Source organism: Agromyces molybdatiresistens, from assembly GCF_052748445.2.
In genome coordinates, this window is the sequence record NZ_CM188258.1 from 1,725,201 (window position 1) to 1,747,480 (window position 22,280).

The 22,280-nt window shown below is 68.8% G+C and carries 15 protein-coding genes and 3 rRNA genes; 16 read left to right on the plus strand and 2 right to left on the minus strand.

Annotated features, from left to right (window positions below):
* Positions 1-17 precede the first annotated feature (17 nt).
* The 5 genes from argB (at position 18) to ACULK2_RS07910 (ending at position 5,361) form a co-directional block, all read left to right on the plus strand.
* Positions 18-1,031 (plus strand): acetylglutamate kinase, encoded by a 1,014-nt coding sequence (gene argB, locus ACULK2_RS07890; protein ID WP_445969441.1) that lies wholly within the window; start codon positions 18-20, stop codon positions 1,029-1,031.
* Positions 1,028-2,227, plus strand: coding sequence for an acetylornithine transaminase (locus tag ACULK2_RS07895; protein WP_445969083.1), 1,200 nt, complete (start codon positions 1,028-1,030; stop codon positions 2,225-2,227). The genes argB and ACULK2_RS07895 overlap by 4 nt, the downstream gene beginning before the upstream one ends.
* A 94-nt stretch (positions 2,228-2,321) precedes the next feature.
* Positions 2,322-3,251 (plus strand): ornithine carbamoyltransferase, encoded by a 930-nt coding sequence (gene argF, locus ACULK2_RS07900; RefSeq protein WP_445969082.1) that lies wholly within the window; start codon positions 2,322-2,324, stop codon positions 3,249-3,251.
* Between the two features lie 2 nt (positions 3,252-3,253).
* Positions 3,254-4,687: an argininosuccinate lyase gene (gene argH, locus ACULK2_RS07905; protein WP_445969081.1), complete on the plus strand. Its 1,434-nt coding sequence runs from the start codon at positions 3,254-3,256 to the stop codon at positions 4,685-4,687.
* A gap of 32 nt (positions 4,688-4,719) precedes the next feature.
* Positions 4,720-5,361, plus strand: a complete 642-nt coding sequence (locus ACULK2_RS07910) for a DNA-3-methyladenine glycosylase (RefSeq protein ID WP_445969080.1) — start codon at positions 4,720-4,722, stop codon at positions 5,359-5,361.
* Between the two features lie 33 nt (positions 5,362-5,394).
* On the opposite strand, the gene ACULK2_RS07915 is transcribed toward ACULK2_RS07910, so the two are convergent.
* Both ACULK2_RS07915 and ACULK2_RS07920 read right to left on the minus strand, forming a co-directional pair.
* On the minus strand, positions 5,395-5,991 hold the full coding sequence (locus ACULK2_RS07915) for a hypothetical protein (protein WP_445969079.1): 597 nt from the start codon (positions 5,989-5,991) through the stop codon (positions 5,395-5,397).
* Between the two features lie 144 nt (positions 5,992-6,135).
* A complete protein-coding gene (locus ACULK2_RS07920; RefSeq protein ID WP_445969078.1) occupies positions 6,136-6,753 on the minus strand; it encodes a DNA-binding protein in 618 nt (205 codons plus the stop codon).
* Between the two features lie 135 nt (positions 6,754-6,888).
* On the opposite strand from ACULK2_RS07920, the gene tyrS reads away from it, so the two are divergent.
* From tyrS to recN, 11 genes are all read left to right on the plus strand, one after another.
* Complete coding sequence (tyrS, locus tag ACULK2_RS07925; protein WP_445969077.1) at positions 6,889-8,190, plus strand: tyrosine--tRNA ligase; 1,302 nt, start codon at positions 6,889-6,891, stop codon at positions 8,188-8,190.
* 6 nt (positions 8,191-8,196) lie between these two features.
* A complete protein-coding gene (locus tag ACULK2_RS07930) occupies positions 8,197-9,561 on the plus strand; it encodes a CoA transferase (RefSeq protein WP_445969076.1) in 1,365 nt (454 codons plus the stop codon).
* A 437-nt stretch (positions 9,562-9,998) separates the two neighbouring features.
* Positions 9,999-11,532 (plus strand): 16S ribosomal RNA (locus ACULK2_RS07935).
* Positions 11,533-12,005: 473 nt separating this feature from the next.
* Positions 12,006-15,109: ribosomal RNA gene (locus ACULK2_RS07940) — 23S ribosomal RNA — on the plus strand.
* A 209-nt stretch (positions 15,110-15,318) separates the two neighbouring features.
* Positions 15,319-15,435, plus strand: a 5S ribosomal RNA gene (gene rrf / locus ACULK2_RS07945).
* Together the 16S, 23S and 5S rRNA genes form the textbook arrangement of a ribosomal RNA operon.
* A 151-nt stretch (positions 15,436-15,586) precedes the next feature.
* A complete protein-coding gene (locus ACULK2_RS07950; RefSeq protein WP_501044995.1) occupies positions 15,587-17,368 on the plus strand; it encodes a hypothetical protein in 1,782 nt (593 codons plus the stop codon).
* The gene (locus ACULK2_RS07955; RefSeq protein ID WP_445969679.1) at positions 17,365-18,393 is read left to right on the plus strand and encodes an HAD-IIA family hydrolase; all 1,029 of its coding nucleotides are present in this window, start codon (positions 17,365-17,367) and stop codon (positions 18,391-18,393) included. The genes ACULK2_RS07950 and ACULK2_RS07955 overlap by 4 nt, the downstream gene beginning before the upstream one ends.
* A 117-nt stretch (positions 18,394-18,510) precedes the next feature.
* Positions 18,511-18,699: a hypothetical protein gene (locus ACULK2_RS07960; protein ID WP_445969678.1), complete on the plus strand. Its 189-nt coding sequence runs from the start codon at positions 18,511-18,513 to the stop codon at positions 18,697-18,699.
* A gap of 9 nt (positions 18,700-18,708) precedes the next feature.
* On the plus strand, positions 18,709-19,512 hold the full coding sequence (locus ACULK2_RS07965) for a TlyA family RNA methyltransferase (RefSeq protein WP_445969677.1): 804 nt from the start codon (positions 18,709-18,711) through the stop codon (positions 19,510-19,512).
* The gene (locus ACULK2_RS07970) at positions 19,467-20,423 is read left to right on the plus strand and encodes an NAD kinase (RefSeq protein WP_445969676.1); all 957 of its coding nucleotides are present in this window, start codon (positions 19,467-19,469) and stop codon (positions 20,421-20,423) included. The genes ACULK2_RS07965 and ACULK2_RS07970 overlap by 46 nt, the downstream gene beginning before the upstream one ends.
* Positions 20,416-22,113: a DNA repair protein RecN gene (gene recN, locus ACULK2_RS07975; protein ID WP_445969675.1), complete on the plus strand. Its 1,698-nt coding sequence runs from the start codon at positions 20,416-20,418 to the stop codon at positions 22,111-22,113. Before ACULK2_RS07970 ends, recN begins: the two co-directional genes overlap by 8 nt.
* Positions 22,114-22,280 lie beyond the last annotated feature (167 nt).

A 22,280-nucleotide genomic window follows, 5' to 3' on the forward strand; every position in this document is an offset into this window, starting at 1 on the left:
GCATGAGCGAGGAGCAGATGACCCCCGACGCCGCCGTGCCCGCGACGTCCGCGCCGACCGACTCCGATGCCGACGCGCGCGCCGACGCCGCGGCCGCCGCACGCAAGGCCGGCACGCTCATCGAGGCGCTGCCGTGGCTGAAGCGGTTCCACGGCGAGACCATCGTCGTGAAGTTCGGCGGCAACGCCATGGTGAGCCCCGAGCTCCAGCGCGCGTTCGCGGAGGACATGGTCTACCTCAGGTTCGCCGGCATCCGGCCCGTGGTCGTGCACGGAGGCGGTCCGCAGATCTCGTCGATGCTCGACCGGCTCGGCATCGCGAGCGAGTTCCGTGGCGGCTACCGCGTCACGACCCCCGAGACGATGGACGTCGTGCGGATGGTGCTGTCGGGCCAGGTGAACCGCGAGCTCGTCAGCCTCATCAACGAGCACGGCCCGCTCGCCGCCGGCCTCTCCGGCGAGGACGCGGGGCTCTTCCGTGGACGCCGCCGCGGCGCGATCGTCGACGGCGTCGAGGTCGACCTCGGACTGGTCGGCGATGTCGTCGGAGTCGATCCCGAGGCGGTGCACGCGCAGGTGGACGCCGGACGCATCCCGGTCGTGTCGTCGATCGCGCCCGACCTGGACCATCCCGGCCAGTCGCTCAACGTGAACGCCGACTCCGCTGCGGCGTCGCTCGCCGTGGCGCTCGGTGCCGCGAAGCTCGTCATCCTGACCGACGTCGCCGGCCTCTACCGCGACTGGCCGAACCGCGACTCCCTCGTCTCCGAGATCGACGTGCCCGAGCTCGAGGCGCTGCTGCCGTCGCTCGAGTCGGGCATGATCCCGAAGATGACGGCGTGCCTCGAGGCCGTCGCGGGCGGCGTGCCGAAGGCCGCGATCATCGACGGACGCGTGCCCCACTCGATCCTGCTCGAGATCTTCACCCGGCAGGGCATCGGCACCGAGGTGGTGCCCGCCGCTGCGACGAGCGCTGCCGCCGACCCGACGACGGATGCCGCGTCGGGCCGCTCCGCGGGGGCGACCTCGTGACCGGAGCGAACGACTGGCGCGCGCACTACTCGCGCCGCATGATGAAGACGCTCGGGACGCCGCTCGCGAAGCTCGTCCGCGGTGAGGGCGCCTGGGTGCAGGATGACGCGGGGACCTGGTACCTCGACTTCCTCGCCGGAATCGCGGTGAACTCGCTCGGGCACGCCCACCCCGTGTTCGTCGAGGCGGTCTCGCGGCAGGCGGGCACCCTCGCCCATGTGTCGAACTACTTCGCCACCGACCCGGCACTCGCGCTCGCGGATCGGCTCGCACGTCTCTCCGGGGCGGGCGAGGCCGGGCGCGTCTGGTTCGGCAACTCCGGCGCGGAGGCGAACGAGGCCGCGTTCAAGCTCGCGCGCCTCAACAACTCGGGCGGTGCGCGTACGCGCGTGCTCGCCCTCGTCGACGCGTTCCACGGCCGGACCATGGGCTCGCTCGCGCTGACCGGCAAGCCCGCGATGCGCGACGCGTTCGAACCGCTGCCCGGCGGAGTGGCGCACATCCCGTCGACGCTCGAGGCGCTCGAAGCCGAGATCGACGAGTCGGTCGCGGCGCTGATCCTCGAGCCCATCAAGGGCGAGGCGGGCGTGCTCGAGCTGCCCGACGGCTACCTGCAGGCGGCCCGCGACCTCACGCGGCGGCACGGCGCGCTCCTGATCATCGACGAGGTGCAGACGGGTGCCGGGCGGACGGGCGAGTGGTTCGCATTCCAGCACGCGGGCATCCTGCCCGACGCGATCACCGTCGCGAAGGGCATCGGCGGCGGCATCCCGATCGGTGGGCTCATCACCTTCGGGCACGCCTCCGACCTCTTCTCCCGAGGCCAGCACGGCTCGACCTACGGCGGCAACCCGCTCTCGACGGCGGTCGCCGACGCGGTCCTCGCCGAGATCGAGCGCGCCGGGCTCGTCGAGAACGCCGCGCGCCGCGGCCACGAGCTGCGGGAGCGCGTGCTCGGCCTCGGCTCCCCGCTGGTCGCCGGGATGCGCGGGCGCGGACTGCTCGCAGGGGTCGCCCTCACCGGGCCGGTCGCAACCGACGTCTCCGCCGCGTCGATGCAGGCGGGACTCATCGTGAACGCCGCGAACGACTCCACGATCCGCATCGCCCCGCCGCTCACGATCGGCGATGCCGAGCTCGACGAGTTCACCGACCGGTTCCGCCGCGCGCTCGACGCGGTCGCCGCGACCCGGTGATCGTCCACCGACCAGGCACCCGCATCATGCCGACCATCCGACGCACGCAGACCACCCAGACCACCCCGCCCGCCCCGCGCAGAACGGAGCACGCATGACCCGCCACTTCCTCCGCGACGACGACATCACCCCCGCCGAGCAGGCCGAGATCCTCGACCTGGCGGTCCGTCTCAAGGCCGACCGCTGGGCCGAGACGCCGCTCGCCGGCCCGCAGACCGTCGCCGTCATCTTCGACAAGTCCTCGACCCGCACGCGCGTCTCCTTCGCCGTCGGCATCGCCGACCTCGGCGGCTCGCCCCTCGTCATCTCCACCGCGAACAGCCAGCTCGGCGGCAAGGAGACGCCGTCGGACACGGCGCGCGTGCTCGAGCGGATGGTGTCGGCCATCGTGTGGCGCACGTACGCGCAGTCCGGGCTCGACGAGATGGCCGCGGGGACCACCGTCCCGGTCGTGAACGCCCTGTCCGACGACTTCCACCCGTGCCAGCTGCTCGCCGACCTGCTGACGATCCGCGAGCACAAGGGCGAGCTGGCGGGCCTCACGGTCGCGTTCCTCGGCGACGGGGCGTCGAACATGGCGCAGTCGTACGTGCTCGCGGGTGCGACCGCCGGCATGCACGTGCGGGTCGCCTCGCCCGAGGAGTTCGCCCCCGCGGCATCCGTCATCGCCGACGCCGACCGCATCGCCGCCGGGACCGGGGGATCGGTCGCGCTCCACACCGACGCGGCGGAGGCCGCCGCCGGCGCCGACGTGATCGTCACCGACACGTGGGTGTCGATGGGCAAGGAGGACGAGAAGGCGCACCGCGTCGCCACGTTCGGCGCGTACACGGTCGACGCCGAGCTGATGTCGCTCGCGAAGCCCGACGCCGTCTTCATGCACTGCCTGCCCGCCGACCGGGGGTACGAGGTCGCCGCAGACGTCATCGACGGACCGCAGTCGATCATCTGGGACGAGGCGGAGAATCGCCTGCACGCGCAGAAGGCGCTGCTCGTGTGGCTCCTCGCCAGGAAGGACGCGTGAGCATGACCGAGCAGCACGGCACCAACGAGGGCTCGCTCTGGGGCGCCCGCTTCGCCGGCGGGCCGGCACCCGAACTGCAGCGGCTGTCGAAGTCGACGCAGTTCGACTGGCAGCTCGCGCCCTACGATCTCGCCGGTTCGCGCGCGCACGCTCGCGCGCTCGCCGCGGCCGGGTACCTCGACACCGAGGAGCTCACGCGCATGCTCGTCGGCCTCGACGCCCTCGAGGCGAAGTCCGTCTCGGGCGAGCTCGTCGCCGCCGAGTCCGATGAAGACGTGCACGGTGCGCTCGAGGCGGCCCTCATCGCCGAGGTCGGCCCCGAGCTCGGCGGCAAGCTGCGCGCCGGCCGCAGCCGCAACGACCAGATCGCGACGCTCGTCCGCCTCTACCTGAAGGACCACGCCGCCACGATCGGCCGCGAGCTGGTCCACCTCATCGACGCGCTCGCCTCCCAGGCCGACGCGCACCGCGACGCGATCATGCCCGGTCGCACGCACCTGCAGCACGCGCAGCCCGTGCTCCTCGCGCACCACCTGCTCGCGCACGGCTGGGCGCTCTCGCGCGACCTCGAGCGGCTCGTCGACTGGATGAAGCGCGCGGACGTCTCGCCCTACGGCGGCGGCGCGCTCGCCGGGTCGACGCTCGGCCTCGACGCGGCATCCGTCGCCAGCGACCTCGGGCTGGCGCGCCCGGCCGAGAACTCGATCGACGGCACCGCGAGCCGCGACGTCGTCGCCGAGTTCGCGTTCGTCGCCGCGATGATCGGCATCGACCTCTCCCGCATCTCGGAGGAGATCATCCTCTGGAACACGCGCGAGTTCGGCTTCGTCACCCTCGACGACGCCTACTCGACCGGGTCGTCGATCATGCCGCAGAAGAAGAACCCCGACATCGCCGAGCTCGCACGCGGCAAGTCCGGCCGGCTCATCGGCAACCTCACGGGACTGCTCGCGACCCTGAAGGCGCTGCCGCTCGCGTACAACCGCGACCTGCAGGAGGACAAGGAGCCCGTCTTCGACTCCGTCGAGACGCTCGAGGTGCTGCTGCCGGCCTTCACCGGCATGGTCGCGACGCTGACGTTCCACACCGAGCGGATGGCCGAGCTCGCACCGGCCGGGTTCTCGCTGGCGACGGATGTCGCCGAGTGGCTCGTGAAGCGACGCGTGGCGTTCCGGGACGCGCACGAGATCACCGGCGCGCTCGTCCGGTACGCCGAGGAGCACGGGCTCGAGCTGCACGAGGTCGACGACGCCGCGCTCGCGGCGATCTCCCCGCACCTCGCGCCCGAGGTCCGCGAGGTGCTCACGATCGAGGGATCGGTCGCGAGCCGCGACGGCATCGGCGGCACCGCGCCGGCTCGGGTAGAGACGCAGTTCGCGGCGCTCGCCGACCGGGTGCGCCACCTCGTGTCGTTCCTGCCCGGCGGGGACGACTGAGCCAGGACCCGGCGATGGGAACGAGCGGGCGGATGCCGCGGCCGGCGGCGCACGCGGAGCGCGCGGAGCTCGTGCGCCCCGATCGCGCGTGGTTCCGTCGCGACCCCGTCGAGCTCGCGCCGCGGCTGCTCGGCGCGGTGCTCGCGTTCGACGCCGATGAGGGCCGGGTCGCCGTGCGCCTGTCGGAGGTCGAGGCCTACCGCGGCGTCGGCGTCGACCCGGGATCGCACGCGTTCCGCGGACGGACCGCGCGTAACGCGGTCATGTTCGGCGACGGCGGGCACCTCTACGCGTATTTCACGTACGGCATGCACGTGTGCATCAACATCGTCGCGGGCGTGCCCGGCACGTCCGCAGGCGTCCTGCTCCGCGGGGGCACCGTCGTCGACGGGCTCGACCTGGCGCGGTCGCGGCGCCCGCGTTCCACGGATCGCGACCTCGCACGTGGGCCGGCACGCCTCGCGCAGGCGCTCGGCGTGCCGCTCGCCGCGAACGGCTCGGACCTGCTCGCGCCGCCGTTCGCGCTCGAGGTCCCGGCGGGACCGCTCGCGCATGCGACGGGTCCGCGCACGGGCATCAGCGGCGCCGGCGGCGCGGAGGCGTACCCGTGGCGGTTCTGGCTGCCGGGCGATCCGGGCGTCTCGGCCTACCGGCGCCATCCGAAGTCGCACTGACCGCCGGGGGAGCGCGGCCGCCCGGGCGGCGACTCAGCGGATCGAGACGTGCACGGCGAGCGCCGCGGCGCACGCCCAGATGAGGCTCGCGAACGTGCCGATGATGAACCGCTCGCGGGCCTCGGGTGCCTCGAGTTCGGTGAAACGACCCACGCCCTTCACTGCCACGACGATCGCGAGCCCCTCGGGGAAGCCCGCGATGATCGTGCCCGCGGCGGCGAGCCGCTCGAGCACGCCGATCGTGAGGCCGCCCCGCAGCACCTCGCGGCGGACCGGCGCGACGCCCGCCGCGATCGCCTCGTCGGAGCGGACCGCGACGAGGATGCCGCCGTGCGCGCCGGGCGGCGTGCTGGACCCCATCGCCATCTGCAGGGCGGTCGCTGCGGCGGGGCTGCCGCCGAACACGGCGATCACCATGCCGAGGAGGCCGACGAGCGGTGCCGCGACCATGGGCACGTCGTCGGGCACGGTCGAGGCGGCGACGATCGCGAGCGCCAGGGCCCCCGCCGCCGGCCACAGGTGGATGGGTCGGGGGCGCAGGTACGCCAGGACGGAGAACACCGCCGAGGCGCCCAGCGCGACGACGATCACCGCCCATCCGACGGCCGACATCGCACCGACGACGTTCACTGGTCCTCCGCTCTCCCGGGTTCGGGCCGGGTTCGGGTCCGGGTGGCCCGGGGGTCGGGTCGAGCATAGCGACGGCCCCGGACGTGCGGGGGAGACGGCCGGGCGCGTCCCGGACCGTCGGCGGCAGACGGATGCGCCGGCCGATCAGCTGCCCGTGTCGTGCCCGTCGAGGGAGGCGATCAACCGCACGACCGCGGGTCGGGCGTCGTCGTCGGCCGACCACATCGCGGTCCGCAGGCGCTGGCTCACCGCGGCATCCGAGATGCCCAGGAGCTCGGCGGCGTGCTTCTGGGTGCGACCCGATCGCACGAGGTCGACCGCCTCCCATCCCTGCGGGGTGCGCCGGTCGCGGAGGAGCAGCAGCAGTCGGAGGATCGCCTCGACCTCGCTCGCGGGAAGCAGCCCGGCCTGGGGATCCTCCGCGCGCAATGCGAAACGCGCCTCGGCGCGCTTGGCCGCGTCGACGGCCTCTCGCGCGGCGAAGAAGGCGCCGCCGGTCGCCTTGCGGACGGCATCGGGGAGCGGCTCGCGCACGTCGCCGACCCCGAGCCCGATGCTCCAGTGCCCGTCGCGGGCGAGATGGAGCACGAGGTCGGTCGCGGTCTCGGCGTCGCCCGTGAGCACCTGCAGCTCATCGCCCGCCGTCTGGTCGACGGGGAGCTCGAGGCGCTCGCCGAATCGCTGTTGGAGTTCCCGCTGCATGGCCGCGGACCGATCGACGTCGGTGCGGCTTCCCACCTGGTCGGCGGTGACGACGTACATCGTGGCTCCTTCGGCATCCGCCCGGTGAAGGGCGAGATCTTGATCCCTCGAGATGAAGGATACAGCATTGATCAACTGCGATCAAGCTCCCAGGCTTCACAGGCTGGAATGATCGCCGCTGCTACCCTTGCACTCGTGTCAGACCCCGCGATCCTCGCCACGCAGCAGAACGACCCGTCGTTCGACGACGTCTGGGAGGAGCTCCGCTGGCGCGGGCTCGTCCACGTCTCGACCGACGAGGCCGCGCTGAAGGAACTCCTGGCCGGCGAGCCGATCACCTACTACTGCGGGTTCGACCCGACCGCTCCGAGCCTCCACCTCGGCAACCTGGTGCAGATCCTCACGCTCCGCCGCATCCAGCTCGCCGGCCACAAGCCCCTCGGCCTGGTCGGCGGATCGACGGGTCTCATCGGCGATCCGCGCCCCACCGCAGAGCGCACGCTGAACACCAAGGAGACGGTCGCCGAATGGGTCGGCCGCCTCGACGCGCAGGTGCGGCGCTTCCTCTCCGCCGAGGGCGAGAACGCGGTCCGCATGGTGAACAACCTCGACTGGACCGCAGGCCTCTCCGCGATCGACTTCCTCCGCGACATCGGCAAGCACTACCGCGTCGGCACCATGCTGAAGAAGGACGCCGTCGCCTCGCGTCTCAACTCCGACGCGGGCATCAGCTACACCGAGTTCAGCTACCAGATCCTGCAGGGCTTCGACTACCTCGAGCTGTTCCGCCAGTACGACTGCAGGCTGCAGACCGGCGGCAGCGACCAGTGGGGCAACCTCACGAGCGGCACCGACCTCATCCACCGCGTCGAGGGCGTCCACGTGCACGCGATCGGCACGCCGCTCATCACCAACTCCGACGGCACCAAGTTCGGCAAGAGCGAGGGCAACGCGATCTGGCTCGACGCCGACATGTGCAGCCCGTACCGCTTCTACCAGTTCTGGCTCAACACCGACGACGCCGACGTGATCAGCCGACTCAAGGTCTTCACCTTCCTGAGCCGCGCGCGCATCGAGGAACTCGCCGAGAAGGTCGCGAGCGAGCCGTTCCGCCGAGAGGCGCAGAAGGTGCTCGCGCACGAGGTGACGACGCTGGTCCACGGCGCGGATGCCACGGCGTCCGTCGTCGCCGCCTCCCAGGCGCTCTTCGGCCAGGGCGAGCTCGACGGGCTCGACCGCGCCACCCTCGAAGCCGCGCTCCGCGAGCTGCCGCACACCGAGACGACGGCGGATGCCACGGTCGTGCAGGTGCTCGTCGACACCGGCCTCGTGGCGAGTCTCAGCGAGGGGCGCCGCGCGATCGCGCAGGGCGGCGTCTCGGTCGACAACGTGCGGATCGACGACGAGGCGGCCGTGATCGGCGCCCGGGTCGACGGCGGCGGCATGGCGGTGCTCCGTCGCGGCAAGAAGACGCTCGCGGGCGTGTTCGTCCGGTAGTCGACGATGACGCGCGAGGCGGCGGATGGACTCCTCGCGCGAGTGTGGGCGGAACTCGGTCGCGACGCCGCCGAGCTCGAGGTGCTCGCGCCGCTGCCCGAGGTCCCGCTGCCGGCGCGGCTCGACGTGTCGTCGCTCGCCGCGGCATCCGTCGCCGCCGCGACCGCGGCCGCCTGGGCCGATGTCGCGGGGCCGGGGTCCCTGCGGCTCGACGGGCCGCGGATCGCGACCGCCTTCCAGAGCGAACGCGTCGCGCGGTTCGACGGTGCGGCACCGGCGGTGTGGTCACCGCTCTCGGGGTTCCGCCGTGCGCGAGACGGATGGGTGCGCACGCACGGCAACTACCCGCATCACGCCGCCGCGCTTCGGCGCGTGCTGGGCGTCGACGAGCAGGCGGATGCCGCGGCGATCGATGCCGCAGTGGCGAGGCGGTCGGCAGCCGAGCTCGCCGAGGCGGTGACCGGCGCCGGCGGCATGTGCGTGGTGGTGGCCGCGGAGGATCTGCGTGCGGACCACGAGCTGAGGCGACGCCCGCTCATCGAGATCTCGCGGCTCGGCGACGCCGCACCGGCTCCCGACCCTTCGCCCGTTCCCGAGCTCCCGCTCGGGGGCATCCGGGTCGTGGACCTCACGCGGGTCATCGCCGGGCCGGTCGCCACGCGGACGCTCGCCCTGCTGGGCGCGGACGTGCTGCGCATCGACCCGCCGGCGCCGGCCGAACTCGAGTGGCAGCACCTGGAGGGCGGACCGGGCAAGCGGTCGGCGCTGCTCGACGTGCGGACGGCCGCCGGCGCCGCGGACCTCGAGGACCTGCTCGCCGGGGCCGACGCCGTCGTGCTCGGCTATCGCCCCGCCGCGCTCGCGCGACTCGGTCTCGACCCGGCGGCACTCGCGGAGCGCCACCCCGGGCTCGTGATCGGGCAGTTGTCCGCGTGGGGCTTCGGCGACCGGGCGGGGGAACGGGGCGGATTCGACAGTCTCGTCCAGGCCTCATCGGGGATCGCCCTCCTCGAGGGAGAGCCGGATGCGCCCGGAGCGCTGCCCGCACAGGCGCTCGACCACGCGAGCGGATACCTGCTCGCCGCCGCGATCACCACGCTGCTCCGTCGCCGGGTCGCGCCGGGCGGGACATGGCTGGCGCGGCTGTCGCTCCGGCGCACCGCCGCAGAGCTGCTGGGATTGCCGCGGTCCGCGGAGCCGCGGCCGACCGGACTGGATGACGCCGCGCGCGATTCGCACGCCGTGACCCTGTCCGGCCAGACGGGCGCGCAACGGATCGCGGCCCCGGCGATCGCTTCGCCGAGCGGGCCCGTGGAATGGTCCCGGGCGCCGCATCGGTGGGGCGCCGACCGGCCGTCTTGGGCGGTCTGAAGCGCGACACGCCCGGGATGTGGCACCGAGTTGCAGCGCCACCCGGATCTCCGTAAAGTATTCATTCGTTGCCCCACAGGAGCGAGTGAAGCGAGAAGCTTCGCCTCCTCAAGCGGCACGATCCCGAATCCCCGATCCTCGTGCAGGGTCCCGGGTTCGAAGCATCCGGAGCAGGTCCCACGGGATCGCCGGGTGGATTGACGAACATCGCCCCGGATGATCGGTCGCCATCGGCGACCGCGAAGCGGGTGCGTCCGTTCCTTGAGAACTCAACAGCGTGCACTATGTTCAATGCCAATTTTTTGAACCCCGTGTTTTCTGCCTTTTGGTGGGGGACGGGTTTCCTTTGATTGATGGACAATTTGATGTTTTTTTGTCAGTTGTTTCTCTGTCAGTGATTGAACTTGACTGGCCTTTCGGGGTTGGTTGAACCATTTTTTTTGGAGAGTTTGATCCTGGCTCAGGACGAACGCTGGCGGCGTGCTTAACACATGCAAGTCGAACGATGAAGCCCAGCTTGCTGGGTGGATTAGTGGCGAACGGGTGAGTAACACGTGAGTAACCTGCCCTGGACTCTGGGATAACCCCGAGAAATCGGAGCTAATACCGGATAGGACCTTGAGCGGCATCGCTTGGGGTGGAAAGTTTTTTCGGTTTGGGATGGACTCGCGGCCTATCAGCTTGTTGGTGAGGTAATGGCTCACCAAGGCGTCGACGGGTAGCCGGCCTGAGAGGGTGACCGGCCACACTGGGACTGAGACACGGCCCAGACTCCTACGGGAGGCAGCAGTGGGGAATATTGCACAATGGGCGCAAGCCTGATGCAGCAACGCCGCGTGCGGGATGACGGCCTTCGGGTTGTAAACCGCTTTTAGTAAGGAAGAAGGGGGGCCTTCGGGTTTCTTGACGGTACTTGCAGAAAAAGGACCGGCTAACTACGTGCCAGCAGCCGCGGTAATACGTAGGGTCCGAGCGTTGTCCGGAATTATTGGGCGTAAAGAGCTCGTAGGCGGTTTGTCGCGTCTGCTGTGAAATCCCGAGGCTCAACCTCGGGCCTGCAGTGGGTACGGGCAGACTTGAGTGGTGTAGGGGAGACTGGAATTCCTGGTGTAGCGGTGGAATGCGCAGATATCAGGAGGAACACCGATGGCGAAGGCAGGTCTCTGGGCACTTACTGACGCTGAGGAGCGAAAGCGTGGGGAGCGAACAGGATTAGATACCCTGGTAGTCCACGCCGTAAACGTTGGGCGCTAGATGTGGGGACCTTTCCACGGTTTCCGTGTCGTAGCTAACGCATTAAGCGCCCCGCCTGGGGAGTACGGCCGCAAGGCTAAAACTCAAAGGAATTGACGGGGGCCCGCACAAGCGGCGGAGCATGCGGATTAATTCGATGCAACGCGAAGAACCTTACCAAGGCTTGACATGACCGAGAACGCCGCAGAAATGTGGAACTCTTTGGACACTCGGTTACAGGTGGTGCATGGTTGTCGTCAGCTCGTGTCGTGAGATGTTGGGTTAAGTCCCGCAACGAGCGCAACCCTCGTCGCATGTTGCCAGCACGTTATGGTGGGGACTCATGTGAGACTGCCGGGGTCAACTCGGAGGAAGGTGGGGATGACGTCAAATCATCATGCCCCTTATGTCTTGGGCTTCACGCATGCTACAATGGCCGGTACAAAGGGCTGCGATGTCGTAAGGCGGAGCGAATCCCAAAAAGCCGGTCTCAGTTCGGATTGAGGTCTGCAACTCGACCTCATGAAGTCGGAGTCGCTAGTAATCGCAGATCAGCAACGCTGCGGTGAATACGTTCCCGGGCCTTGTACACACCGCCCGTCAAGTCATGAAAGTCGGTAACACCCGAAGCCGGTGGCCTAACCCTTGTGGAGGGAGCCGTCGAAGGTGGGATCGGTGATTAGGACTAAGTCGTAACAAGGTAGCCGTACCGGAAGGTGCGGCTGGATCACCTCCTTTCTAAGGAGCATCTGGAGGCTTTCGGGCCTTCCAGGCGCCGGATCGAGCCGTTCGTGCTCGCCGGTAGCTCATGGGTGGAACATTGACATAGGCATCAGCTGCAAGGGTCTTGACCTAGTACGCCGTCCTTCGGGGTGGTTGGAACGGTGGGGGTCGGCGGGGTTGGTGCGTGCACGCTGTTGGGTCCTGAGGGACCGGACACGGCCTGGTGCCCTTCGGGGTGCGGGGTGGGGATGGTTTCCCTTCAGGCCTTCATCGAAGCCGGCGGTTGCTGGTGGGGGTGGGGGTTCTGGCCGTCTGTTGAGAACTACATAGTGGACGCGAGCATCTTAGATTCAATGTCTTCGGACGTTGGGTCACAAGGTGAGTCGCCGGTTGGGTGCCTTTCGGGGTGCCCGGTTGGCGTATTCACTGGTCAATTTCGCATCCGGGCCTTCGGGTTCGGGTGCACGAATTCGATCGAACTCATGTGATTTCAAGTTTCTAAGAGCAAACGGTGGATGCCTTGGCATCTGGAGCCGAAGAAGGACGTCGTAATCTGCGATAAGCCTCGGGGAGCTGATAAACGAGCTGTGAGCCGAGGATTTCCGAATGGGGAAACCCCGCCAGGCCCTTCGGGTGACCTGGTGACTCCCGCCTGAATGTATAGGGCGGGTAGAGGGAACGTGGGGAAGTGAAACATCTCAGTACCCACAGGAAGAGAAAACAACCGTGATTCCGTGAGTAGTGGCGAGCGAAAGCGGATGAGGCTAAACCGGTCATGTGTGATACCCGGCAGGGGTTGCATGGTCGGGGTTGTGGGACCTCTCTGGTCGATCTGCCGGTCGGCCGCGGTGACGCGTCAGGTATAGACGAATCGGTTTGAATGCCGGACCGGAGTGGGTGTGAGTCCCGTAGTCGAAATGCCTGGCGGCCCGGAGGGGGATCCCAAGTAGCACGGGGCCCGAGAAATCCCGTGTGAATCTGTCAGGACCACCTGATAAGCCTAAATACTCCCAGATGACCGATAGCGGACAAGTACCGTGAGGGAAAGGTGAAAAGTACCCCGGGAGGGGAGTGAAATAGTACCTGAAACCGTTTGCTTACAAACCGTCGGAGCCTCCTTGTTGGGGTGACGGCGTGCCTTTTGAAGAATGAGCCTGCGAGTTAGTGATCTGTGGCGAGGTTAACCCGTGTGGGGTAGCCGTAGCGAAAGCGAGTCTGAATAGGGCGTTTTAGTCGCAGGTTCTAGACCCGAAGCGAAGTGATCTATCCATGGCCAGGTTGAAGCGACGGTAAGACGTCGTGGAGGACCGAACCCACTTAGGTTGAAAACTGAGGGGATGAGCTGTGGATAGGGGTGAAAGGCCAATCAAACTTCGTGATAGCTGGTTCTCTCCGAAATGCATTTAGGTGCAGCGTTGCGTGTTTCTTGCCGGAGGTAGAGCTACTGGATGGCCGATGGGCCTCAACAGGTTACTGACGTCAGCCAAACTCCGAATGCCGGTAAGTGAGAGCGCAGCAGTGAGACGGTGGGGGATAAGCTTCATCGTCGAGAGGGAAACAACCCAGACCACCGACTAAGGTCCCTAAGCGCGTGCTAAGTGGGAAAGGATGTGGAGTTGCACAGACAACCAGGAGGTTGGCTTAGAAGCAGCCACCCTTGAAAGAGTGCGTAATAGCTCACTGGTCAAGTGATTCCGCGCCGACAATGTAACGGGGCTCAAGCACGCCACCGAAGTCGTGGCATTGCCGCATATCGATAGGCCTTCGTGGTCCAGTCGTGGTGATGGGTAGGAGAGCGTCGTGTGCCGGGTGAAGCGGCGGTGGAAACCAGCCGTGGACGGCACACGAGTGAGAATGCAGGCATGAGTAGCGAAAGACGGGTGAGAAACCCGTCCTCCGGAAGACCAAGGGTTCCAGGGTCAAGCTAATCTGCCCTGGGTAAGTCGGGACCTAAGGCGAGGCCGACAGGCGTAGTCGATGGACAACGGGTTGATATTCCCGTACCGGCGAAGAACCGCCCACACGAGATCAGGAGTGCTAAGCATCCCAAGACCTGGTGATGTCCTTCGGGACGGATCCTGGTGGCGGCGTGCGACCCCATCTGGTGGAGTGAGCGTGATAACAGGTGTGACGCAGGAAGGTAGCCCAGCCCGGGCGATGGTTGTCCCGGGGCAAGCGTGTAGGCCGAGTCGTAGGCAAATCCGCGACTCGTACAGGCTGAGACGTGATGCGGATGAAAAGTGGGTGATCCTATGCTGCCGAGAAAAGCATCGACGCGAGGTTCCAGCCGCCCGTACCCCAAACCGACTCAGGTGGTCAGGTAGAGAATACCGAGGAGATCGAGAGAATCGTGGTTAAGGAACTCGGCAAAATGCCCCCGTAACTTCGGGAGAAGGGGGGCCCGATTCGTGAAGGGACTTGCTCCTGGAGCGTTGACGGCCGCAGAGACCAGTGGGAAGCGACTGTTTACTAAAAACACAGGTCCGTGCCAAGTCGCAAGACGATGTATACGGACTGACGCCTGCCCGGTGCTGGAAGGTTAAGAGGACCGGTCAGCTCTTCGGAGCGAAGCTGAGAATTTAAGCCCCAGTAAACGGCGGTGGTAACTATAACCATCCTAAGGTAGCGAAATTCCTTGTCGGGTAAGTTCCGACCTGCACGAATGGCGTAACGACTTCCCAGCTGTCTCAACCGCGAACTCGGCGAAATTGCAGTACGAGTAAAGATGCTCGTTACGCGCAGAAGGACGGAAAGACCCCGTGACCTTTACTACAGCTTGGTATTGGTGTTCGGTGTGGCTTGTGTAGGATAGGTGGGAGACGGTGAAGCGGGCACGCCAGTGTTCGTGGAGTCATTGTTGAAATACCACTCTGGTCACTCTGGATATCTAACTTCGAACCGTGATCCGGTTCAGGGACAGTGCCTGGTGGGTAGTTTAACTGGGGCGGTTGCCTCCCAAAGAGTAACGGAGGCGCCCAAAGGTTCCCTCAACCTGGTTGGCAATCAGGTGGCGAGTGTAAGTGCACAAGGGAGCTTGACTGCGAGACTGACAGGTCGAGCAGGGACGAAAGTCGGGACTAGTGATCCGGCAGTGGCTTGTGGAAGCGCTGTCGCTCAACGGATAAAAGGTACCTCGGGGATAACAGGCTGATCTTGCCCAAGAGTCCATATCGACGGCATGGTTTGGCACCTCGATGTCGGCTCGTCGCATCCTGGGGCTGGAGTAGGTCCCAAGGGTTGGGCTGTTCGCCCATTAAAGCGGTACGCGAGCTGGGTTTAGAACGTCGTGAGACAGTTCGGTCCCTATCCTCTGCGCGCGCAGGAAATTTGAGAGGATCTGACCCTAGTACGAGAGGACCGGGTTGGACGAACCTCTGGTGTGCCAGTTGTTCCGCCAGGAGCACCGCTGGTTAGCTACGTTCGGGATGGATAACCGCTGAAAGCATCTAAGCGGGAAGCCGGCCTCAAGATGAGATTTCCATCCCCTTCGGGGGGAGAGGCTCCCAGCCAGACGACTGGGTTGATAGGCCAGATGTGGAAGCACCGCAAGGTGTGCAGCTGACTGGTACTAATACGCCGACAACTTGACAATCACCACACACACCACGTTTTCAAGGCGGTGGTGCGTGGCCAAGGTGACTCGCGTCCACTCTGTGGTTCCCAGCAGACGGAAACACACACAACTCCACACTGACACCCCCATCACACCCACCCCGAACACCACGGGCCCGGGAGTGAAGCGCGGGGTGCACCGAGACCACCAACACCCACCCCCGGGTGGAACACCGTTGGTACCAGAGTTTCGGCGGCCATAGCGCGAGGGAAACGCCCGGACACATTCCGAACCCGGAAGCTAAGACTCGCAGCGCCGATGGTACTGCAGGGGCGACCCTGTGGGAGAGTAGGACACCGCCGGACATTCATTCAGGAATGGCCACCCACAGCGTTCAACAGCGAACGCTGCCGGGTGGCCATTTCGCGTTAACGGGCTTCGCGCAGCGGCCCGCGAGTACGGTTGAGTCCGCAGGACTCCCAGGCAGGACGACAGGAAGCACCCGTGAGCGATTCCATGCACGAACCCGGCGACCGCCGGAAGGACCGAGACGACGAACGCCGCGGAGGGCGCCCGTCGCAGGGCGGTCGATCGAACGATCGTCGACCCGACGGCCCGCGTGACGGCGGTCGTTCCTACGGGTCGCGTGATGACCGTGGGGGTCAGCGTTCGTATGGTTCGCGTGATGATCGCGGTGGGGAGCGTTCGTACGGTTCGCGTGATGATCGCGGCGGGGAGCGGAAGTACGGCTCGCGCGATGATCGTGGGGGTCAGCGTTCGTACGGTTCTCGCGATGACCGTGGCGGTCAGCGTTCGTATGGTTCGCGTGATGACCGTGGCGGTCAGCGTTCGTCCGGTTCTCGTGACGATCGCGGCGGGGAGCGGAAGTACGGCTCTCGCGATGATCGTGGGGGTCAGCGTTCGTATGGTTCTCGTGACGATCGCGGCGGGGAGCGGAAGTACGGCTCTCGCGATGATCGTGGGGGTCAGCGTTCGTACGGTTCTCGCGACGACCGTGGCGGTCAGCGTTCGTATGGTTCGCGTGATGACCGTGGCGGTCAGCGTTCGTCCGGTTCTCGTGACGATCGCGGCGGCGAGCGGAAGTACGGCTCTCGCGATGATCGTGGGGGTCAGCGTTCGTCCGGTTCTCGTGACGATCGTGGCGGCGAGCGGCGGCACACGCCCCGGGGCGACGGCGAGCGCCGGTACGGCGCACGCGACGATCGAACGGGCCATGACGAGCGTCGCACGGGTCGGCCCGGCGGGTCGCGCGAGCACCGCACCGGCGGTCGCGTCGCCGGCCGTCCGGCGCAGCGTTCGACCGACCGCGAGCGCGCCCCGCGGCAGGCCACGCACGGTGCGGCGGAACTCGCCGTCCGTCCGCGGCACGACGATCCGCCGATCGCCGAGCGCATCACGCCGAAGGACCTCGACCCGGCGGCGCGTGCCGAACTGAAGACCCTCTCCAAGGAGAACGCGGAGTGGGTGGCACGACACCTGGTCGCGGCATCCGAGGCGCTCGAGGACGACCCGGCGCTCGCGCATCGGCATGCGCTCTCGGCCTCACGTCGAGCGGGCCGCATCCCCGTCGTCCGCGAGACGCTCGCGATCACGGCCTATGCGACCGGTGACTTCGCACTCGCGCTCCGCGAGCTCCGCACCTACCGTCGGATCTCGGGGAACGACGATCAGATCGCCCTCATGGTCGACAGCGAGCGCGGCGTCGGGCGCCCGGACCGCGCGCTCGAGCTCGGCCGGTCCGTCGACCGCTCGACGTTGCCGGCCGCAGTGCAGGCCGCGCTCGCGATCGCGATGTCCGGTGCGCGTCTCGACCTCGAGCAGCCCGAGCTCGCCCTCGCCGAGCTCGAGGTGCCGCAGCTCGACTCCGACCGCGCGTTCTCGTACAGTCCTGCGCTCTTCGCCGCGTACGCGGAGGTGCTCGAGGAACTCGGCCGCACCTCGGATGCCGCGCACTGGCGTGCCCTCTCAGACCGCGCCGAGGCCGCGCTCGAAGGCGCGCGCCCGGACTTCATCGAGGTCTTCGAGCTCGAGACGGACGAAGAGCCGATCGCGATCGCCCACCCCGTGGCGGATGACGCGGAGGAGGCGGATACCGCCGCAGACGACGCGCCAAGTGCTCCAGAGGGCGAGACCGAGCCCGCCGGCGGGCTCGAAGCGGACGTCGACGAGGCATCCGACCCCGCTGACGCGATCGAGCCCGAGGTCGCCGCGATCCTGGAGGAGACCGCCCACCTCGACGACGAGCCGGCCGCCCGTCCGGACGCCGACCGGGCATGAGCCCGCTCTTCGGAGCGCGGCGATCCTCGGCGACCCCGCTCGACGGTATCGACGCGGTCTTCGCCGACCTCGACGGCGTCGTCTATGCAGGGCCGCACGCCGTTCCGCACGCGGTGGAGAGCCTCAACCGGGTCGCCGAGTCGGTGCCGGTTGCGTACATCACGAACAACGCGTCGCGCAGCGACGAGCAGGTCGCCGCGCACCTGTGGTCGCTCGGGCTGTCCCCGACGCCGCGCGATGTCGTGACCTCGCCGCAGGCCGCGATGCGGCTGCTCGCGGCATCCGTCGCTCCCGGCGCCCTCGTGCTCGTCGTCGGGGGAGACGGCATCGTCACCGAGCTCGAGCGCGGCGGATACCGTGTCACGCGCTCGGCCGATGACGCTCCCGACGCAGTCATGCAGGGCTTCCATCCCGATGTCGGCTGGCGTCAGCTCGCCGAGGCCGCGTTCGCGCTGAACGCGCACGGCGGTCCGGGCGAGCCCGGCGGCATCCCGTGGATCGCGACGAACATGGACTGGACCATCCCGGTGGAGCGCGGCATCGCGCCCGGCAACGGCACCCTCGTGTCGGCGGTGCACACCGCTGCGGGCCGATTCCCCGACGTCGCCGGGAAGCCCGAGACGCCGATCTTCGACGAGGCGCGCGAGCGTTTCGATGCACAGCGCCCGCTGATGATCGGCGATCGCCTCGACACGGACATCCGCGGCGCGAACCGCGCCGGCATCGCGTCGCTCGTCGTGCTCACGGGAATCGATCGTGCGAAGCAGGTGCTGGCTGCGGATGCCGCGAGCCGACCGGATTTCATCGTGTCCGACCTGCGGCAGCTCCACGAGCCGTATCCGGAGACCGAGCGCCGGCGCGGGGCCGTGCGCGTCGGCGGTGCCGAGGTCCGGGTCGACGGACGGCGAGTGGTCGTCGAACGCGACGGCGATCCGCTCGACCTGCTGCGAGCCGCCTGCACGGCGATCTGGGAGTGCGGAACGGCGATCCACGCGCTCGACGTGCCGGAACGTCTGTACCGCTGATCGCCGGGCGTCGTCGGTGCCGCGCCGTCGGTCGCCGAGCGCCGCGGGCCGGAACCGCGCTCGGTGACGCGCCTGCGGGGGCACCGCGATGACGGCGGCAGCGGGTAGCGTGGAGCCGTGAGCACAGGAGATCTCGACACCGACGATCCGGTGGAGGCGCCGGTCGATCTCGCGGCCGAGGCCGCCGATGCGCTCTCGGCGATCGAGGCGTCACCGCTCGAGGAGCGGTCCGCCGGCTTCGACGCGCTGGCGGAGCAGCTTCGACGCGAGCTCGAGCGATCCGATCCCACTCGCTCCGCGGGCTGATCGGTGTCGATGCAGCGACTCGACGCGGCGCTCGCGGCGCGAGGACTCGCGAGGTCTCGAACGCACGCCGCAACGCTCATCGCCGACGGCGTCGTGCGGGTCGACGGCGAGCCGATCACGAAGGCCTCGCATCGCGTGAAGGATGACGCGGCCATCGAGGTCGCGGCCGCCGACCACTACGTGAGCCGCGCCGCGCACAAGCTCATCGCGGCGCTCGACGCCTTCGAGGTCCGGCCCGACGGGCGCATCGTGCTCGACGCCGGCGCCTCCACGGGCGGGTTCACGCAGGTGCTGCTCGAGCGGGGGGCGGCGACGGTGCTGGCGGTCGACGTCGGGCACGGCCAGCTCGCCCCGGAGCTGCACGGCCTGCAGGGCCTCGTGCTCGTCGAGGGCTGCAACGTTCGACACCTCGACGCACCCGGGCTCGCCCGGCTGACAGGCGTGGACGACCCGCCGAGCCTCGTGACCGCCGACCTCTCCTTCATCTCTCTCACCACCGTCCTGCCGGCGCTCCGAGCGACCGCGGCCCCGGACGCCGAGTTCGTGCTGCTCGTGAAGCCGCAGTTCGAGGTCGGTCGCAGCGGCACCCGCGAGGGCGTGGTGCGCGACCCTGCGGCGCGCGGCGACGCCGTCATGAACGTACTCTGGGCGGCGCACGACCTCGGCCTGCGCACAGCCGGCGTCCTGTCCTCCCCGATCGCCGGAACGCATGGGAATCGCGAGGTCCTGGTCCTCCTCAGCCCGACGCGCGGCGCCGATCCGTCAGAATGGTCCAGTCAGGTCCGACGAGCGACGGGAGGCGTCACGGCGTGAGCGATGCACGGCATTTCCTCGTGGTTTCCCACACCGGTCGGTCGTCCGCCCTCGATGCGACGGCCGACGTATGCGGTCAGCTCGTCGCAGCCGGTGCAGTGCCCGTCGTGGCCGCCGAGCAATGGCACGACGTGATGACGGCGCTGCCCGAGCTCGAGGGCATGGTCAAGCGCTTCGAAGAGGTGTCCCCGACGCAGATCGAGCTGGTCATCGTCCTCGGCGGCGACGGCACGATCCTCCGTGCGGCCGAGCTCACGCGCGACCACCCGGTTCCGCTGCTCGGCGTCAACCTCGGCCACGTCGGCTTCCTCGCGGAGAGCGAACGCGACGACCTCGGCTACACCGTGGGGCGCGCGCTCGCGCGCGACTACACGGTGGAGGAGCGCATGACGCTCTCCGTGCGCGCCAAGGTCCGCGACGAGGTCGTCTACGAGGGGTGGGCGCTGAACGAGGCCACCGTCGAGAAGGCCGAGCGCGAGCGCATGCTCGAGGTCGTCATCGAGGTCGATCGCCGACCGTTGTCGTCCTTCGGGTGCGACGGCGTCGTCATGTCGACGCCGACCGGTTCCACGGCGTACTCCTTCTCCGCCGGCGGCCCGGTCGTCTGGCCGGCCGTCGAGGCGCTGCTGCTCGTCCCGCTCAGCGCGCACGCGCTCTTCGCGCGCCCGCTCGTCGTCGGCCCCGACTCGTCGCTCGCGGTCGAGGTCCTGCAGCGCACCGAGGCCGCCGCGGTGATCTGGTGCGACGGAAGGCGGATGTTCGAGCTCCCGCCGGGCGCGCGCGTCATCGTCCGGCGGTCCTCGGTGCCCGTGCGCCTCGCGAGGCTGCACCAGGCGCCGTTCACCGACCGGCTCGTGAACAAGTTCCAGCTTCCCGTGACGGGATGGAGGGGGCCGGTCGCCGGTGATTGAGGAACTCGGAATCCGCGACCTCGGGGTCATCGCCGAGGCGACCCTGCCGCTCGGTCCCGGCTTCACCGCGGTGACGGGCGAGACGGGGGCGGGCAAGACCATGGTCGTCACCGCGCTCGGGCTGCTGCTCGGGGCGCGGTCCGACGCCGGTACCGTCCGATCGGGCGCGAAGCAGGCGTGGGTCGAGGGTCGCTGGCTGCTCGACGACCCGGCACCCGTCGCCGAGCGCGTGGCCGACGCGGGCGGCGAGATCGACGCCGGCGAGCTGCTCCTCGGCCGTTCCGTCTCCGCCGAGGGGCGCAGCCGGGCGATCGTCGGCGGCCGCAGCGCACCGGTGGGCGTGCTCGCGGAGCTGGCCGACCACCTCGTCGTCGTGCACGGCCAGGCCGACCAGCAGCGGCTCCGATCGGCCACCGCGCAGCGCGAGGCACTCGACCGGTTCGCCGGGCCCGGGCTCGCGGACGTGCTCGCCGACTACCGCGCCGCCTACCGCGCGTGGCGCGCCGAGGCCGACGAACTCCGCTCGCTGCGGGAGCACCACGACGAGCGGCTCCGCGAGGGCGACGAGCTGCGCGTCGCGCTCGACGAACTCGAGCGGGCCGATCCGCAGCCCGGCGAAGACGAGGCGCTGCAGGAGCGCGCCGATCGACTGACGAACCTCGAGGACCTCCGCCTCGCCGCGGCGCAGGCGCGGGAGCTCATCTCCGCCGAGGCTGCCGGCGACGACACGCCCGACGCCATCACGCTCGTCGAGTCCGCGCGGCGGCACGTCGATCGCGTGGTCGCCCACGACGCGGCGCTCGCTCCGATCGCCGAGGCGGTCGCGAGCGCAGGCTTCGCCCTCGCGGATGCGGCGACCGAGCTCTCCGGGTACTTGGCCGGACTCGACGCCGACGGCGCGGCGGAACTCGAAGCCGTGCAAGAACGTCGCGCCGTCCTCGCGAGCCTCGCGCGACGGCACGGGAGCATCGAGGCGGCGCTCGCGTTCCGCCACGACGGCGGGCTCCGGCTCGTCGAACTCGACGGCGACGACGACCGGATCGAGGTGCTCGAGCGAGCGGTCGAGCAGCGCGCCGCCGAGGTCGACGCGCTCGCCGACCGCATCAGCGCCATCCGGTCCGATGCGGCATCACGCCTCGCAACCGCGGTGACGGCCGAGCTCGCCGCGCTCGCGATGCCCGACGCCGAACTGACCGTCACCGTCGAGCCGCTCGGCGAGCCCACCTCGCACGGCCGCGATCAGGTCTCGATCCTCCTCCGACCGCACCCGGGCACCGAACCCCGGCCCGTGGCGAAGGGCGCTTCGGGCGGCGAGCTGTCGCGGGTGATGCTCGCGATCGAGGTCGTCATCGCGGGCGCCGATCCCGTGCCGACGTTCGTCTTCGACGAGGTCGACGCGGGCGTCGGCGGCGCCGCGGCGATCGAGATCGGCCGCCGCCTCGCCCGGCTCGCCGAGCGCTCCCAGGTCATCGTGGTGACGCACCTCGCCCAGGTCGCGGCGTTCGCGTCGAACCACCTGAGCGTGGTCAAGGGCACCGACGGGCGCGTCACCGCTTCGAGCGTGCGGCAGCTCGAGGGTCCGGAGCGCGAGGCCGAGATGGCACGGTTGCTCTCCGGACTCGCCGACTCGGAGTCGGGTCTCGCGCATGCGCGCGAACTGCTCGAGATCGCCGAGGCCGACGCGGCCTGAGCGACACGCCCGGGCCGGTGCCCACTCCGCGGCGGATCGGAGCCCGATTCCCGCGTCGATCCGCGGGACGCGACATCCGTCGTCGTCGATTCGGGACGGGTTCGGGCCATTCCCAGCCGGGAGTCGGATAGGCTATAAGCCCGTGGTGGATGATCGCGGCGCAGACA